Origin of the sequence: Massilia timonae (assembly GCF_001866515.1) — a bacterium.
In the GTDB taxonomy this organism is placed as follows: Bacteria; Pseudomonadota; Gammaproteobacteria; order Burkholderiales; family Burkholderiaceae_D; genus Telluria; species Telluria timonae.
The window spans coordinates 1,592,799-1,608,711 of record NZ_JRYB01000001.1 but is presented as its reverse complement, the minus strand read 5'-3'; the positions used below and the strand labels follow the sequence as shown (position 1 = coordinate 1,608,711).

Genomic DNA, 15,913 nt, shown 5'->3' with positions numbered 1-15,913 from the left:
TATGAATCAATGCGACACTGTTCCAAAGACAGTGGGTATTGACGAGTATAGTGACTCACAAGCAAAAACGGCGCTGGACTGCCGGACGCGCGATAATGCCGCCTCCGACACATATCCGCTCAGGCATCAGGCAATGGCTCCAGAACTGCAAACTCCCGTCCCTTCGCCCTGCATCAATATCTGCAAGATGGTGCCCGCAACCGGCTTGTGCGAGGGTTGCATGCGCACGATCGACGAGATCCGCGCCTGGCGCAATGCCAGCGAGGACGAGAAGCGCGCGATCTGGGCCGAGATCCGGCGCCGCGAAGCCGGACTGTTCGGCGAGTAAGGGCGCGCCATGGACCTGCGTTTGCCGCCGTCGGTTCATGTGCTCGAGCGCAACTGGCTGTCGTCGAATAATGTCCTGTTGATCGGGCCTGACGACACGGCCCTGATCGACAGCGGCTACGTCACCCATGCGCCGCAGACGCTGGCGCTGGTGCGCCACCTGCTGCGCGGTCGTCCGCTCGACCGCCTGCTCAACACCCACCTGCACTCCGACCACTGCGGCGCCAATGCGGCCCTGCAGGCCGCCTACGGCTGCCACACCGCGATCCCCGCGCCGGAAGCCGACAAGGTCGCGCGCTGGGACGAAGCGGCGCTGAGCTTTCGCGCCACCGGCCAGCAATGCCCGCGTTTCGGTTTCGATGGCGTGCTGGCGCCGGGCGACATCTTATCGTTGGGCGGGCTGCGCTGGCAGGTGTTGGCCGCGCCGGGCCATGATCCGCATGCGCTGCTCATCTTTTGTGCAGACGAAGGCGTGCTGGTGTCCGGCGACGCGCTGTGGCAGGACGGCTTCGGCGTGATCTTCCCCGAGCTGGCCGGGGAGCCGGGCTTCGACGAGGTCGGGGCCACGCTCGACCTGATCGGCAGCCTGGCGCCGCGCGTGGTCATTCCCGGGCATGGGCCCGTGTTCGGCGACGTCGATGCGGCCCTGGCGCGGGCCAGGGCGCGCCTCGACTACCTGGCGGCCGATCCGGCACGCAATGCGCGCAACGCGGTCAAGGTGCTGCTCAAGTTCCTGTTGCTGGAGCGTGGGAAGATTGCCGTGGCAACGCTGCCGCGCCTGCTTGCATCGATTCCGCTGGTCGAGCGGGTGCGGCCGACGGTGCTGGGACTGGATGCCGATGCGTTGGCGCAATGGGCAGCCGCAGCGCTGGTGCGCGCCGGCGCGGCGCGCATCGAGGGGGAGATGTTGCTCGATCTTTAGAGGAAGAAATCTAGCACGGTCGTTCTTTTTCTGGGGCTATAATGGCCCGATACCCAACACCGAGAGTCCTTTCATGCCGATGCCCGCCGCGTTGCAAGACCTGTCCCTTCCCGTCATCGCCTCGCCGATGTTCATCGCCAGCGGTCCCGCCCTGGTGGCGGCCCAGTGCAAGGCCGGCATCGTCGGTTCCTTCCCGGCCCTGAACGCGCGTCCGGCCGAATTGCTCGACACCTGGCTGACCGACCTGCAGCGCGAGCTGGCCGACTACGCGGCCGCCAATCCGGGCGCGAAAGTGGGCCCGATCGCGGTCAACCAGATCGTCCATCAATCGAACGATCGCCTGGCGCACGACGTCGAGGTGTGCGTCAAGCACCAGGTGCCGATCATCATCTCGTCGCTGCGCGCGCCGCCGCGCGAGATGATGGATGCGGTGCACTCATATGGCGGCATCGTGCTGCACGACGTGGTCTCGATCCGGCACGCCGAGAAGGCGCTGGAAGCGGGCGTCGATGGCCTGATCCTGGTGGCGGCCGGCGCCGGCGGCCATGCCGGCGCGCTGTCGCCGTTCGCGCTGGTGGGAGAGGTGCGCAAGTTCTTCAAGGGGCCGATCGCCCTGTCGGGATCGATCGCGACCGGCGACGCGATCCTGGCGGCGCAGGCGATGGGCGCCGACTTCGCCTACATCGGTTCGCGCTGGCTGGCCACGAAGGAGTCGAACGTCAGCGACGGCTACCGCGACGCGATCGTCGAATCGAGCGCGGCGGACGTGGTGTACACCAACCTGTTCACCGGCGTGCACGGCAACTACCTGAAAAAATCGATCGTGGCGGCCGGGCTGGATCCGGACAACCTGCCGGAATCGGACAAGAGCAAGATGAGCTTCGGCTCGGGCGCGGCCAAGGCCTGGCGCGACATCTGGGGCGCGGGCCAGGGCGTGGGCCTGATGGACGACGTGCCGACGGTGGCCGAGATGGTCGAGCGGCTCAAGCGCGAGTACGACGCCGCGCGCGCAAGGCTGGCGCTGTAACCCTCAATCCCCCTGCTTCAAATCCTCGGGCCGGATCGTCCACAGGCCCGGCAGGTTGCGCCAGTAGCCATACACGTCCATGCCGAAGCCGACCACGAACTTGTTGGGCAGGGTCAAGCCCACCAGGTCGGCCTGGATCGGCTTGGCGCGGCCCAGGTCCTTGTCGGCGAACACCACGACGATGACTTCGGCGGCGCCCATGTCGAGCAGGCGCTGCTTGACGTGGGCCAGGGTCTCGCCTTCGTCCAGGATGTCGTCGACCACCACGATCTTGCGGCCGACCACGTTCTGGCGCGGGATCACCTTCCACACGATCTCGCCGCCGCGGTCTTCGTCGCCATAGCGGCTGACGTGGATGTAGTCGAAGTCGAGCGGGAAGGTCAGTTGCGGCAGCAAGTGGCCGGTAAACACCACCGCGCCGCCCATCACGCCCAGCACCAGCGGGAATTCGGCCGCGCCCTCGGCGTTGAAACGGGCATTGAGTTCTTCGGCGACCCGCCGCACGGCGGCATTCACTTCGACGGGTTCGACGATCTGGGTGGCATTCGCCAGTAGCGCTCGCGCGCGCTCATGGTGGAAATCGTGCATGGTCTTCAGTTCAGTTGAGTGCGGGACCATTATGCGTCATCCGTCGGACCCATGCGTTCCCGTTGGCCATTCGGGAGGATTGCGGCGTATGATACGTGGCTTGGAAAACAAAACCGACGCACCAGCCATGTCCCATAACGAATTCCAGGCCGCACGTGCAGGCCGCCTCGCGCAACTGCGCGCCGCCATGGCGCGCCACGGCATCGACGCCTACATCGTCCCGTCGAGCGATCCGCATCTGTCGGAATACCTGCCCGGCCACTGGAAGGGCCGCGAATGGCTGTCCGGCTTCACCGGCTCGGTCGGCACCTTCATCGCCACCGCCGGTTTCGCCGGCGTCTGGACCGATGGTCGCTACTTCACGCAGGCCGAGACCGAGCTGGCAGGCTCCGAGATCGCGCTGATGAAGATCCCGGGCGCCGCGAGCCAGCTGCACGTCGACTGGCTGGCCGCCAACCTGGCAGCGGGCCAGACCGCCGCCGTCGATGCGCGCGTGCTGGGCCTGGCCGGCGCGCGCCTGTTGAAAGATGCCCTGGCCGCCAGGGGCGTGACCCTGCGCACCGACATCGACCTGCTCGACGAAGTCTGGAGCGAGCGTCCATCGCTGCCGCTCGAACCCGTGTTCGAACACGTCGCGCCCTACGCCACCGTCAGCCGCGCCGACAAGCTGCACGCCACGCGCGACGCGATGGAAGCGCATGGCGCGGGCTTCCATTTCATCTCGACGCTGGACGACATCGCCTACCTGTTCAACCTGCGCGGCGCCGACGTCAGCTTCAACCCGGTGTTCCTGGCGCATGCGCTGATCGGCCGCGGCGACGCGACCCTGTTCGTCCTCGAGGGCAAGGTGCCGCAAGATGTGCGCGCCCGCCTGGAAGCCGACGACGTGCACCTGGCGCCGTACGCCAATGCCGTGCACGCGCTTGAGTCTCTGCCGGAAGGCGCGACCCTGCTGCTCGATCCGCGCCGCGTCACCGCCGGCATGCGCGCCGCCGTGGCGCAGGGCGTGAACGTGGTGGAGGCGATCAACCCGACCACCTTCGCCAAGTCGCGCAAGCTGGAAAGCGAGGCGGTGAACGTGCGCGCCGCGATGGAACAGGATGGCGCCGCGCTGTGCGAATTCTTCGCCGCGCTCGAGCCGCTGCTGGCCGACCCGAACCGCGCGCCGTTGAATGAAGTCGACATCGACACCCGCATCACCGCCGCGCGCGCGCGCCGTCCTCATTTCGTGAGCGCCAGCTTCTCGACCATCGCCGGCTTCAACAGCAATGGCGCGATCATGCATTACCGCGCCGAGAGCGCCACCTGCGCCGTCATCGAAGGCGACGGCCTGCTGCTGATCGATTCGGGCGGCCAGTACCTGGGCGGCACCACCGACATCACGCGCGTGATCCCGGTCGGCGCGCCAAGCGCCGCGCAGAAGCGCGACTACACGCTGGTGCTGAAGGGCCTGATCAACCTGTCGGCCGCGCGCTTCCCGCGCGGCACCCGCGCGCCGATGCTGGACGCGATCGCGCGCGCCCCGATCTGGGCCGCCGGCATCGACTACGGCCACGGCACCGGCCACGGCGTCGGCTACTTCCTCAACGTGCACGAAGGCCCGCAGACGATTTCGCCGGCGGTGCCGCCGGAACCGCATACCGCGATGGAGCCGGGCATGATCACCTCGATCGAGCCGGGCATCTATCGTCCGGGACGCTGGGGCATCCGCATCGAGAACCTGGTGCTGAACCAGCACGTCGAGACGTCCGAGTTCGGCGAATATCTCGGCTTCGAGACCCTGACCTTGTGCCCGATCGATACGCGCCCCATCGATCGCAGCCTGCTGCGCGCCGACGAAATCGCGTGGCTGAACGACTACCACGCGACCGTGCGCGCGCGCCTGACGCCGCACGTCGAAGGCCCGGCATTCGAGTGGCTGATGCTGCGCACGGAGGCGATCTGATGGCCAGCTCGCGTTCCACCCGCGCCAGCACCGCCGTCGAGCGCCTGAAGCAGCGCACCGGGAACAATCTGTACTCGATGGCGCGCACCGGCGACGGCCATTTTTACCTGTCCGAGGCGCCCGGCAGCCCGCCGCTGTGCCCGCCGATGGAGCTCGACGATTTCGTCAACTTCGTCAAGGGTCTCGGTCCGCAGGAGCAGCCGCGCATCAGCAAGAACGACCTGGCGTTCGAGAAGCAGCTGGTCAAGAAAAAAACCTGACCGCCGGCCGACCATGAACACGATGCGCGCATGACGGAAGCCAACCTGTTCGCGGCCTACTGGTCCAAGAACGAGCTGTTCACCAATGGCCTGATCCTGTTGCACCTGGTCGGGGCCCTGCTGCTCGGCCTCCTGGTCGGCTACGAGCGCGCCTATCACGGGCGCGCCGCCGGTATGCGCACCTATGGCCTGGTGTGCATGGCCTCGGCCGCGCTGACCATCCTGGCCGGCTATCCGGACCTGTGGTACGGCGGCCATGCGGGCCTGCTGGCGCCGATCGATCCGACCCGCATCATCCAGGGCGTGGTCACCGGCATCGGCTTCCTCGGCGCCGGCGTCATCATGCGCGACGGCTTCAATATCAGCGGCCTGACCACGGCGGCCTCGATCTGGGCCTCGTCGGCGATCGGCGTCCTGATCGGCATCGGCTTCTACCTCGCCGCGATGGGCCTGGCCTTCCTGTCGGCGATGATCATGATCTACCTGAACCGCCTGGAGACCTTCCTGCCGTCGCGCCACGCGGTGGCGGTGCGGATGCGCTTCCGGCCCGAATTCATGCCGCGCGAAGACGCGATCCGCAAGGTGGCGCTCGAGCGCGGCTACGAGATCGCCGGCAGCTCGCTGACCATCAGCAGCGACGAAGGGCGCCAGGAATGGCGCTTCGTGGCGCTGGCGCTGTCGCGCAAGACCGGCGCGCCGCTGTCCGAACTGGCGCGCGAACTGGCCGCCTTCGACGGCGTCGATTCGTTCCAGCTGTCGCACGCGCGCAATTGAAGCGCCACGCATCTTCATCTTCAGGCAACACCAATAACAATGCCAAACGGGGTTTTCCAATGGACGCACAAGAAGTTCTCGATTTCTGGTTCCTGCCATCTTCCGAACCGGGCCACGGCCAGCAGCGCGCCGCATGGTTCCGCAAGGACGACGCCTTCGACGCCGTCATCCGCGAGCGTTTCGGCGCCGCGATCAACCACGCGATCGCCGGCGGCCTGCGCGAATGGGACGAGCAGGGCCCGCGCGGCGTGCTGGCGCGCATCCTGGTGCTCGACCAGTTCACCCGCAACGCCTACCGCGGCACGCCGGAATCCTTCGCCGGCGACGCGCTGGCGCTGAACGCCGCGCGCCAGCTGGTGGCGTCGGGCGGGCACCTGGCCCTGAGCCCGTGGGAGCGTTCCTTCGCCTACATGCCGTTCGAGCACGCGGAAGACGCGCGCACCCAGGAGCAGGCGGTCGAGCTGTTCACCGACCTGGCCGCCAGCCATGAAGGCTTCAGCGAGTCGCTCGACTACGCGCACCGCCACCGCGGCGTGATCGCGCGCTTCGGCCGCTTCCCGCACCGCAACCCGATCCTGGGCCGCGCCTCGACGCCCGAAGAACTCGACTACCTGGCCAAGCCGGGTGCGGGTTTCTGACGTGGCCTCGACCCTCAACCTGATCGGCGCCGGCCATGTCGGCAAGGCGCTGGGACGCCTGCTGTCGGCCAGCGGCGCGCACGTGGTGCAGGACGTGCTGACCCGCTCGCCGGCCAGCGCCCGGGCGGCGCTCGGTTTCATCGGAGCCGGCCGCGCTTGCGCCGACCTGACGGCGCTGCGTCCGGCCGACGTCTGGCTGCTGGCCGTGAACGACGACCAGATCGCGCCGATGGCCGCGGCGCTGGCGCAGGCGCATGATCTCAAGGGCGCGGTCGTGTTCCACTGCAGCGGCGCCAAGGCGTCGGGCGAATTGCAGGCGCTCGCGGACCAGGGGGCGCTGGTGGCCAGCGTGCATCCGATCCGCAGCTTCGCCGATCCCGACGCCGTGGCGCGCGACTTCGCCGGCACCTTCTGCGGCATCGAGGGCGAGGCCAAAGCGCTGGCGCGGCTGGCGCCGGCGTTCGAGGCGATCGGCGCGCGCCTCGTGCCCATCGATGCCGCGGCCAAGACGGTCTACCATGCGGCGGCGGTGTTCGCGTCGAATTACCTGACCACGGTGCTCGACGCCGCGCTGCGCGCCTGGCAGGCGGCCGGGGTGCCGGAGGCGATCGCGCGCGAGCTGGCGCGTCCGCTCGCCAGCGAGACCATGGCCAACGTATTCCGCCTCGGCCCGGCGGCGGCCCTGAGCGGGCCGGTGGCGCGCGGCGACCATGCGACCGTGGCGCGCCAGCAGCAGGCCCTGCTCGAGTGGGACGAGGCGACCGGCAAGCTGTACGAGGCGCTGGTGCCGTTGACGGCGGATCTGGCGCGGCGCAAGCACGCTGCTGCATGAATTCGACACGATAAGGAAAACGCGATGTTCTTTACCGCCTGGGCCACACTCGCCGTGCTGGGTGTCTATTTCTGGACCTGGGGCGTCGCCGGCTACGCCCGCGTGCGCTACAAGGTGCCGGCGCCATCGATGGAGGGTCCCGAGGCATTCCAGCGCGCCCACCGCGTTCAGATGAACACCCTGGAAATGCTGCCGCTGGTGCTGGTGCCGTTGTGGCTGTGCGCCACCTTCCTGGGCGACCTGTGGGCGGCGGCTGGCGGCCTGCTGTGGTGCCTGGGCCGCATCATGTATGCGCTCGGCTACTACCGCGACCCGGCCAAGCGCGAAGCGGGCTTCATTCTGGGCATGCTGGCTTGCGCTGCGTTAATCGGCGCCACAGTTTTCGGCTTATTGATGCGCTAAAGCGAAAAAAGCGAATACAAAGATCGACAAAGTTCCCGTATGGAAATATGCTTGAGTACTGACTACGAATTAGCATCGCGCGTCTCGTCCTGATGGTCACTGGCGCGCCAGGAGAACAATATGTTGTTTCTGAAGAGCACGAGTGTAACCAAGGCGCCAGGGATCTATGAGGTCGACGTCGCAGCCAAGCCGCCGGGCAAGACCTTTGGCGTCTTCCTGGCCACCGACCCGGAAAACCCGCCGCACACCGTGCTTGCCGGCCTGGCCGAACTGGGTTTCCAGAACGTCCATCAGCAGAATTATGTCCACCGCGACAAGGGCAAGGTGCTCGACCTGCATTTCCAGAAGGACGGCACCGATATGTTCAAGGGCTGGAAGGCGGAGGAATGCAGCGCCAACCTGGCCGCCATCGATGCCTTGTTCGGCAATGTCGGCATCAAGGTGGCGCCGCGCGTGATGAGCCTGGCGGAAGCCTACGCCTGACACCCTGGCGTCTCGCTCAGGCCATCACTTCCAGGTGATACAGGGCCCAGGGGCAGGCGCCGAAACGCTGCGCCACCGGGAGCGCCGCCATCTCCGGCACCCGGTCGGCGTCATACACGGCCCATAGCGGCCCCAGCCCGCCCAGCGGCATCGCCTTGCCATCCAGGTGGGTGGCGACGATGACATTCCACGCTCGCAGCTGTCGTATTTCCAGCACGGCGGCATAGCCGTCGACCGCCCGCATCAGCACCTTGGCGGCGTCGCGCGGCTTTGCGCCGGCCTGGGCCAGCACCTCGAGCAGCAGCGGTCCGCGCAGGGTGTGCGGCTTGCCGTCGTATTCCAGGGTCGGGCGGATGGTGCGCGCCGGCAGGGCGGCCAGGGTGGCGAAATCGAGGGCATAGGCGCGGTCGAACGCCAGCTTCTGCCTGGCCATCATCTGGTCGAGCGCCGGATCGAGGGCGCCGCGGTTGCTGCGCGTGATTGCGCCGGTGATGGTCAGCAGTGTCGGCCCTGCGGTCGGCACCGGGGCCGTGCCCGTACCGCGGCTGGCGAAGGCCGGCGCTGCGCCAGCCACGACGGCGGCGCCGAGGAAATGGCGTTTTTCCATGCGAGAATGCGGCGTGGTGGAAAGCTCACCATCATAACCGTGAATTTTGCGCATAGAGTGACGATGGATTTATTCGCTGCCGACTCCGTCCCGACTCCGATCCCGCTCGAGGACGGCGAACTCGCCTGGATGCCCCAGCTGCCACTGCCCTGGACCAATGCCGAGGTCATGGCGCGCCTGCTGCGCGAGACCGACTGGCGCGAGGAAACGGTGGTGGTGTACGGCAAGCGTCACCTGCAGCCGCGCCTGAGCGCCTGGTACGGCGACGCGGCCTATACCTATTCCGGACTACGCCTGCAGCCGGCGCCGTTCACGCCCCTGCTCGACACGGTGCGCCAGGCCGTCGAGGCAGCGAGTGGACACAGATTCAACAGCGTCCTGCTGAATCTCTACCGTAACGAGCGCGACAGCATGGGCATGCACAGCGACGACGAGCCGGAACTGGGACCGCAACCGGTCATCGCTTCGCTCAGCCTGGGCGCTGCCCGCACCTTCATCCTGAAGCATAAATACAACAAAAAGACTGTCCGATTGGAATTGAACGATGGCAGTCTGTTGTTGATGCGCGGTGAAACCCAGAAATATTGGTTGCATGGCATCAATAAGATGACACGCGCGTTACAAGCGCGGGTCAACCTAACTTTCAGGAAAATCGTTTAAACTGATCGCAACTTCATCGATCCACTCGGAAATATTAATAACCGTCGGGTCATTAAGTTACACTTCCTTACAGTTTTTACGGAATCGGCACGGACTTGCTCTTTCGGCAGTGCTATCTTGGTCACATCGCGATTCGTTGGGAATCGCGAGCCAGATGAACAAGAAGAGGAATTGAGATGAAAAAGCTGATCGTTGCACTGCTCGCTACCACCGCCGCTGTCTCGGCTGTCCAGGCACAAGAATTCACCCCACGCGCCTACGTCGGCGTCGGTGCGGTGGCTACCGATTATGAAAGCCGCGTCCCAGGTGCAACCAGCGCCGACATCGATACCATCAAGGCATCGGCCAAGCTGTTCGGCGGCTACGAGTTCACCCCGAACTGGGCAGTCGAAGTCGGCCACACCGACTACCGCAGCGCCGACATCTACTACACCCTGGGCCCAGTGGCTGCCAGCGGTCAGGTCGATGGCCGTTCGACCTACGTCGCCGCGAAGTTCAGCTCGCCGCTGACCGAGAAGCTGGTCGGCTACGCCAAGCTGGGCGTGTCGCATGACGTGAACGAACTGGCAGCGGTCAACGCCTCGCTGAACCGTCGCGACAGCGACAACAACGCCTACGGCGCCCTGGGTGTGCAGTACAACATCAACCAGGACGTGGCGGTGATCGCCGAATACGAACGCTTCGGCGGCACCCGTGACTTCGGCGTGCGTCCGAACGCACTGACCATCGGCGCGAAATACTCGTTCTAAGCCGAGCGTTTCACAAGCAAAAAGGCCCTTCGGGGCCTTTTTTCATGGTCGGATCATCCGGGCAAGCGGCATGGCGATCACAGCCGCGCCAGCGCCAGGCCCTGCGGCCGCTGCACCCATGGCGGCACGATGATCGACGGTTCGGGCGCCGCATGTCCGGCCGAGATGAAACGGTGCAGCGATGACCACGGCCATTCGCGCGCCTCGAGGCAATGGCCATGGCGCACGGCGTCGGTATGGACATAGTCGACCAGCGCCGCGTAATCGTCGTCCAGGCCGACCCGGTAGTGGCGGTAGTGGCGTTCCCAGACCGCGCCGTCGTCCACCCCGGGCTGGCCGGTCTTGCGCAGCGCTTTGGAAAAGGCGATCTTGACCGCCCGCCAGCGGCTGGAACAGTCGTGGTCGCCCGGTGGCAGGGTCCAGATGGCGTGGGCGTGATCGGGCAGGACCGCCCAGGCATCGACGTGGAAAGGACGGCGCGTACGCGCCAGCCGCATGGCTTCCCCGAACGCGGAGATATGTTCGGTCAACAGGTGACTGCCACGGTCGAGCAGGCGCACCGTGAAAAAGAAGGTCCCGCCGGGGACGCGGTTATCGCGGTAAAGATTGCGGTAACTGTTAGGGTAATCGAGCATGGTCTGGCCGACGCCGCGCGCATGAAGCGGCTGCGGTCGACGAGCTTCCGGTAGTCCTCATCGCAAACAGTTTTACATATTTTGCATTCCGACTCCGTTCCATTTCCGCTAGTAAAAAGCCCGCCAAGGCGATCGCCAAGGCGGGATTTCCGTTACGAAACAAGCGCTTGCATTCTGTCCACGGATCAGGTGGTCAGCGGCTTGTAGCGGATACGCTTCGGCTTGGCGCCTTCTTCGCCCAGGCGTTTCTTCTTGTCGGCTTCGTATTCCTGATAGTTGCCATCGAAGAAGGTAACCTGCGAATCGCCTTCGAAGGCCAGGATATGGGTCGCGATGCGGTCCAGGAACCAGCGATCGTGGGAGATCACCATCACGCTGCCGGCGAACTCGAGCAGTGCATCTTCCAGTGCGCGCAGGGTTTCGACGTCCAGGTCGTTCGACGGTTCGTCCAGCAGCAGGACGTTGCCGCCTTGCAGCAGAGTCTTGGCCAGGTGCAGACGGCCGCGTTCACCGCCCGACAGATTGCCCACGACTTTTTGCTGGTCAGAACCCTTGAAGTTGAAGCGGCCCAGGTAGGCGCGCGACGGCATTTCGAAGCGGCCCACGCTGAGCATGTCGGCGCCGCCGGAGACGTCTTCGAACACGGTCTTGTTGTTGGCCAGTTCGTCGCGGCTCTGGTCGACCAGCGACACCTTGGCGGTCTTGCCGATCACGACTTCGCCGCTGTCCGGCTGCTCTTTGCCGGCGATCATCTTGAACAGGGTCGACTTACCGGCGCCGTTGGGGCCGATGATGCCGACGATCGCGCCTGGCGGGATGGTGAACGACAAATTATCGATCAAGAGACGGTCGCCGAAGGCTTTCGAGACGTTCTTGAACTCGATGACTTCATTGCCCAGGCGCTCGGCCACGGGGATGAAGATCTCCTGCGTCTCGTTGCGCTTCTGGTATTCGTATTCGGAGAGTTCGTTGAAGCGGGCCAGGCGGGCCTTCGACTTGGCCTGGCGCGCCTTCGGATTCTGGCGCGACCATTCGAGTTCCTTCTGCAGCGCCTTCTGGCGCGCCGATTCGGTCGCTTCTTCTTGCTTCAGGCGCGCCTGCTTCTGGTCGAGCCACGACGAGTAATTGCCCTTCCATGGGATGCCATGGCCGCGGTCCAGTTCCAGGATCCATTCGGCGGCGTTGTCGAGGAAGTAGCGGTCGTGGGTGATGCCGACCACGGTGCCCGGGAAGCGCAGCAGGAATTGCTCCAGCCACTCGACCGATTCGGCGTCCAGGTGGTTGGTCGGTTCGTCGAGCAGCAGCATGTCGGGTTTCGACAGCAGCAGCTTGCACAGCGCCACGCGGCGCTTCTCGCCGCCCGACAGCACGCCGATTTTCTGGTCCCATGGCGGCAGGCGCAGCGCGTCGGCGGCCATTTCCATCTGCAGGTTCAGGTTGCCGCCGTCGGCCGCGGCGATGATCGATTCCAGGCGTTCCTGCTCCTTGGCCAGGGCGTCGAAGTCGGCGTCCTCGTCGGCGTAGGCGGCATACACGGCTTCGAGCTTGGCTTGCGCCTCGAAGGCTTCGCCGAGGCCGGATTCCACTTCTTGACGCACGGTTTTTTCCGGGTCGAGCTGCGGTTCCTGCGGCAGGTAGCCGATGTTCAGGCCCGGCATCGGGCGTGCTTCGCCCTGGATGTCGGTGTCGATGCCGGCCATGATCTTGAGCAGGGTCGACTTGCCCGAGCCGTTCAGGCCCAGCACGCCGATCTTGGCGCCCGGGAAGAAGGACAGCGAGATGTCCTTGAGAATTTGACGTTTCGGCGGGACGATCTTGCCCACGCGGTTCATCGTATAGACGTAATTGGCCATGCTTTGACTCTGGTGTTGTTTAAGGTGCACAGGATACGACAGAACCCCGTGCCCGACACAGGATTTCTTGGCCGATGCCGGTGAAATCCTGCGGGTTAATAACAGGAACTGCGAGGAACTGCGCCGGATCAGCCCTTGGCCGGCGCCGGCGGCCGGCGCAGCAGGCCTTCGCCGGCGAACAGGATCAGCGCGCTCCAGATCAGCACGAAGCCGACCAGGCGATCGGCGGTAAACGCTTCCTTGAACAGCCACACGCCGAGCAGGAATTGCAGCGTCGGCGACAGGTATTGCAGCAGGCCCAGGACCGACAGCGGGATCTTGCGCGCGCCGCTGGCGAACAGCAGCAGCGGGATCGCGGTGAGCGGGCCGGCCATCACCAGCAGCACGCGCGTGGTGTCGGAGTCGGTATTGATGAACACGTTCTGGCCATTCACGGTCAGCCAGATGACGTAGGCGGCCGCCAGCGGGAACAGCACGATGGTCTCGAACGACAGTCCCTCGAGCGCGCCGAGCGCCGCCGTCTTGCGCAGCAGGCCGTAGCCGCCGAAGGAGAACGCCAGGAACAGCGCGATCCAGGGCACCGTGCCGGTCTGCCAGGTCAGCCAGGCCACGCCCAGCGCGGCAATCGCGATCGCCACCCACTGGACGGCGCGCAGGCGCTCCTTCAGGATCAGGTAGCCCAGCATGATATTGACCAGCGGATTGATGAAATAACCGAGGCTGGCTTCGATCACGTGGTGGTTGGTGACCGACCAGATATACACCAGCCAGTTGGCGCTGAGCAGCAGGGCGGACAGCACGAAGCTGAAGAACACGCGCGGCTGGCGCACCACGTTCAGCCATTTCCATTGGCGCCGCAGCACCAGCACGATCAGCAGGAAGCCGAGCGACCACAGCATGCGGTGCGCCAGGATCTGCAGTGGCGGCACGCCGTCCAGCGCGTGGAAATAAATGGGGAACAGGCCCCAGCAGAGAAAGGCGAGGGCCGCGTAGATGATTCCGGAACGCATGGAAGTGGGGGCTGGATTGCAGGGATGACATTATCCCTGAATACGTACACCGCTGCTGGAGCATGCCTCTTTTTGCAGGGGTGTATGATGCACCACGAAATATTCTTGCTTTTTTTCAGCCACTATTTTATGGTGCGCCGCACCACTACAAAAGCGATGGTGTAATCTTGACATCAGATAGCAAGAAAAGCAGCCTGGCGGCACTTACCCTGGCTGCGGTCGGCATCGTCTACGGCGACATCGGCACCAGCCCCCTCTACACGCTGCGCGCGGTGTTCGACGACACCCACGGCCTGCCCCTCAATACTCCCAACATCCTCGGCGTCATCTCCCTGATCTTCTGGGCGCTCACGGTCATCGTTTCGCTCAAGTACGTGACCCTGGTGCTGCGCGCGCACAACCGCGGCGAGGGCGGCATCATGGCCCTGATGGCGCTGGCGACCAACTCGGTGCCGCGCCACTCGCGCTGGAGTTTCCCGCTGCTGGCCATCGGCGTCATCGGCGCCACCATGTTCTATGGCGACAGCGTGATCACGCCGGCGATCTCGGTGCTCGGCGCGATCGAGGGCCTCGAGGTGGCCGCGCCCGGCATGTCGCACTACGTGGTGCCCCTGGCGGTGGTGGTGCTGGTGGCCCTGTACAGCGTGCAGCGCCATGGCACGGCCGGCATCGGCCGCTTCTTCGGTCCGGTGATGCTGGTGTGGTTCCTGGCGCTGGCCGCGATGGGCATCGTCAACATCGTCCAGTCGCCCGAGATCCTGAACGCGCTCAACCCCTGGCATGCGGCGCACTTCATGCTGGACAATAAATTGCTGGCCTTTATCGCGCTGGGCGCGGTGGTGCTGGCGATCACCGGCGCCGAGGCCCTGTATGCCGACATGGGGCACTTCGGCGCCAAGCCGATCCGCATGGCCTGGTTCCTGATCGCCTATCCGGCGCTGACCCTGAACTACCTGGGGCAAGGCGGCCTGCTGATCGCCGATCCCGGCGCGGTGGAAAACCCGTTCTACCACCAGCTCGGCACCTGGAGCGTGATCCCGCTGGTGATCCTGTCGACCATGGCGGCGGTGATCGCCTCGCAGGCCACGATCAGCGGCACCTATTCGATGACCAAGCAGGCGATCGCGCTCGGCCTGCTGCCGCGCATGCGCATCCTGCACACCTCGGAAAGCGAGATCGGCCAGATCTACATTCCGGCCGTCAACTGGCTGCAGCTGGCGGTGGTGCTGATCGCCGTGGTCGGCTTCGGCTCGTCGGACGAGCTGGCCGGCGCCTACGGCATCGCGGTCACGGCGACCATGATGATGACCACCGTGCTGACCTTCTTCGTGACCCGCTACCGCTGGCGCATGCCGCTGTGGGTCTGCCTGGGCGCGACCGGCTTCTTCCTGATCATCGATGTGCTGCTGTTCTCGGCCACCACCACCAAGGTCTTCCACGGCGGCTGGTTCCCGCTGCTGATGGGCGGCGTGCTGCTGACCCTGATGCTGACCTGGAAGCGCGGACGCGCTCTGGTGTTCGAGAACCTGCAGAAGCATGCGATTCCGCTGGAAGCCTTCATGGAATCGCTGTTCGTGGCGCCGCCGACGCGGGTGCCGGGCACCGCCATCTTCCTGCGCGGCGAAAGCGACGGCGTGCCGCACGCGATGCTGCACAACCTGTCGCACAACAAGGTGCTGCACGAACGGGTGGTGTTCCTGACCGTGCACATGCGCGAGGAGCCATGGGTGCCGTTCGAGGAACAGATCGACATCGTCGACCTGGGCCACAACTGCTACCAGCTGAACATCCACTATGGCTTCAAGGACGAGGCCGACATTCCGGACATCCTCGACCGCTGCGGCGCGCTCGGCCTGTCGTTCGAGATGATGGAAACCTCGTTCTTCATCGCGCGCCAGACCGTGATCTCGGGCCCGGGCGGCGGCATGGCGCCATGGCGCGAGCACCTGTACGTGGCGATGTCGCGCAATGCGCGCAGCGCGGCCGACTATTACCAGATCCGCAGCAACCGGGTGATCGAGCTGGGCACGCAGATCGAGATCTGAGGAGACCGCCGCCATTGATGTACGGATCTGGAACTGTATATCTCAGTGTACGATTGTCATTCTGCCATGTTGCAGCCTGCCGGCAGTCCGCATGCGTGGCCATGGCGGTCCCGCACCACGATCACAGGGGCTCGCCTGATATCGGGCAGACGAGTG

Annotated in this window: 18 protein-coding genes; 13 read left to right on the top strand and 5 right to left on the bottom strand. The window is 65.4% G+C overall.

The genetic code is table 11. The features are described 5' to 3' along the window. The first annotated feature begins 1 nt into the window (after window position 1). The 3 genes from LO55_RS27345 to LO55_RS06935 all read left to right on the top strand — a co-directional run bounded on the left by LO55_RS27345 (window position 2) and on the right by LO55_RS06935 (window position 2,276). A complete protein-coding gene (locus tag LO55_RS27345) occupies window positions 2–328 on the top strand; it encodes a DUF1289 domain-containing protein (RefSeq protein ID WP_370659598.1) in 327 nt (108 codons plus the stop codon). Window positions 329–337: 9 nt separating this feature from the next. Further along, window positions 338–1,249, top strand: a complete 912-nt coding sequence (locus LO55_RS06940) for an MBL fold metallo-hydrolase (RefSeq protein WP_071360936.1) — start codon at window positions 338–340, stop codon at window positions 1,247–1,249. Between the two features lie 73 nt (window positions 1,250–1,322). After that, on the top strand, window positions 1,323–2,276 hold the full coding sequence (locus tag LO55_RS06935; RefSeq protein ID WP_071360935.1) for an NAD(P)H-dependent flavin oxidoreductase: 954 nt from the start codon (window positions 1,323–1,325) through the stop codon (window positions 2,274–2,276). A gap of 3 nt (window positions 2,277–2,279) precedes the next feature. Here the strand turns inward: LO55_RS06935 and LO55_RS06930 are convergent, their stop codons facing one another. Next, window positions 2,280–2,864, bottom strand: coding sequence for a hypoxanthine-guanine phosphoribosyltransferase (locus tag LO55_RS06930; protein WP_071360934.1), 585 nt, complete (start codon window positions 2,862–2,864; stop codon window positions 2,280–2,282). A gap of 127 nt (window positions 2,865–2,991) precedes the next feature. On the opposite strand from LO55_RS06930, the gene LO55_RS06925 reads away from it, so the two are divergent. The 7 genes from LO55_RS06925 to LO55_RS06895 all read left to right on the top strand — a co-directional run bounded on the left by LO55_RS06925 (window position 2,992) and on the right by LO55_RS06895 (window position 8,198). Continuing rightward, a complete protein-coding gene (locus tag LO55_RS06925) occupies window positions 2,992–4,809 on the top strand; it encodes an aminopeptidase P family protein (protein ID WP_071360933.1) in 1,818 nt (605 codons plus the stop codon). Then, complete coding sequence (locus tag LO55_RS06920; protein ID WP_071360932.1) at window positions 4,809–5,069, top strand: hypothetical protein; 261 nt, start codon at window positions 4,809–4,811, stop codon at window positions 5,067–5,069. Before LO55_RS06925 ends, LO55_RS06920 begins: the two co-directional genes overlap by 1 nt. A gap of 30 nt (window positions 5,070–5,099) precedes the next feature. Continuing rightward, window positions 5,100–5,843 carry an MgtC/SapB family protein gene (locus tag LO55_RS06915; RefSeq protein WP_071360931.1) on the top strand — a complete coding sequence of 248 codons (744 nt, stop codon included), beginning with the start codon at window positions 5,100–5,102 and terminating at the stop codon, window positions 5,841–5,843. Window positions 5,844–5,902: 59 nt separating this feature from the next. After that, on the top strand, window positions 5,903–6,481 hold the full coding sequence (locus tag LO55_RS06910) for a DUF924 family protein (RefSeq protein ID WP_071360930.1): 579 nt from the start codon (window positions 5,903–5,905) through the stop codon (window positions 6,479–6,481). Between the two features lies 1 nt (window position 6,482). Further along, the gene (locus tag LO55_RS06905) at window positions 6,483–7,313 is read left to right on the top strand and encodes a Rossmann-like and DUF2520 domain-containing protein (protein ID WP_071360929.1); all 831 of its coding nucleotides are present in this window, start codon (window positions 6,483–6,485) and stop codon (window positions 7,311–7,313) included. Between the two features lie 24 nt (window positions 7,314–7,337). Continuing rightward, a complete protein-coding gene (locus tag LO55_RS06900) occupies window positions 7,338–7,715 on the top strand; it encodes an MAPEG family protein (protein ID WP_005663983.1) in 378 nt (125 codons plus the stop codon). 120 nt (window positions 7,716–7,835) lie between these two features. After that, window positions 7,836–8,198, top strand: coding sequence for a hypothetical protein (locus LO55_RS06895; RefSeq protein WP_005663981.1), 363 nt, complete (start codon window positions 7,836–7,838; stop codon window positions 8,196–8,198). Between the two features lie 16 nt (window positions 8,199–8,214). Here the strand turns inward: LO55_RS06895 and LO55_RS06890 are convergent, their stop codons facing one another. Next, on the bottom strand, window positions 8,215–8,805 hold the full coding sequence (locus tag LO55_RS06890) for a putative pterin-binding protein (protein WP_071360928.1): 591 nt from the start codon (window positions 8,803–8,805) through the stop codon (window positions 8,215–8,217). A gap of 63 nt (window positions 8,806–8,868) precedes the next feature. On the opposite strand from LO55_RS06890, the gene LO55_RS06885 reads away from it, so the two are divergent. Together LO55_RS06885 and LO55_RS06880 are read left to right on the top strand one after the other, a co-directional pair. Further along, complete coding sequence (locus LO55_RS06885; protein ID WP_083415218.1) at window positions 8,869–9,465, top strand: alpha-ketoglutarate-dependent dioxygenase AlkB family protein; 597 nt, start codon at window positions 8,869–8,871, stop codon at window positions 9,463–9,465. A gap of 176 nt (window positions 9,466–9,641) precedes the next feature. Further along, window positions 9,642–10,214, top strand: coding sequence for a porin family protein (locus LO55_RS06880; protein ID WP_071360926.1), 573 nt, complete (start codon window positions 9,642–9,644; stop codon window positions 10,212–10,214). A gap of 77 nt (window positions 10,215–10,291) precedes the next feature. Here LO55_RS06880 and LO55_RS06875 read toward each other — a convergent pair whose 3' ends face one another. From LO55_RS06875 to rarD, 3 genes are all read right to left on the bottom strand, one after another. Then, window positions 10,292–10,849 carry an REP-associated tyrosine transposase gene (locus tag LO55_RS06875; RefSeq protein ID WP_005663973.1) on the bottom strand — a complete coding sequence of 186 codons (558 nt, stop codon included), beginning with the start codon at window positions 10,847–10,849 and terminating at the stop codon, window positions 10,292–10,294. Between the two features lie 185 nt (window positions 10,850–11,034). Continuing rightward, window positions 11,035–12,702 carry an energy-dependent translational throttle protein EttA gene (gene ettA / locus LO55_RS06870; RefSeq protein WP_005663971.1) on the bottom strand — a complete coding sequence of 556 codons (1,668 nt, stop codon included), beginning with the start codon at window positions 12,700–12,702 and terminating at the stop codon, window positions 11,035–11,037. Between the two features lie 128 nt (window positions 12,703–12,830). Then, window positions 12,831–13,712 (bottom strand): EamA family transporter RarD, encoded by an 882-nt coding sequence (gene rarD / locus LO55_RS06865; protein WP_005663969.1) that lies wholly within the window; start codon window positions 13,710–13,712, stop codon window positions 12,831–12,833. Between the two features lie 167 nt (window positions 13,713–13,879). Between rarD and LO55_RS06860 the strand changes: the two genes are divergently transcribed. Further along, complete coding sequence (locus tag LO55_RS06860; protein WP_071360925.1) at window positions 13,880–15,757, top strand: potassium transporter Kup; 1,878 nt, start codon at window positions 13,880–13,882, stop codon at window positions 15,755–15,757. Window positions 15,758–15,913 lie beyond the last annotated feature (156 nt).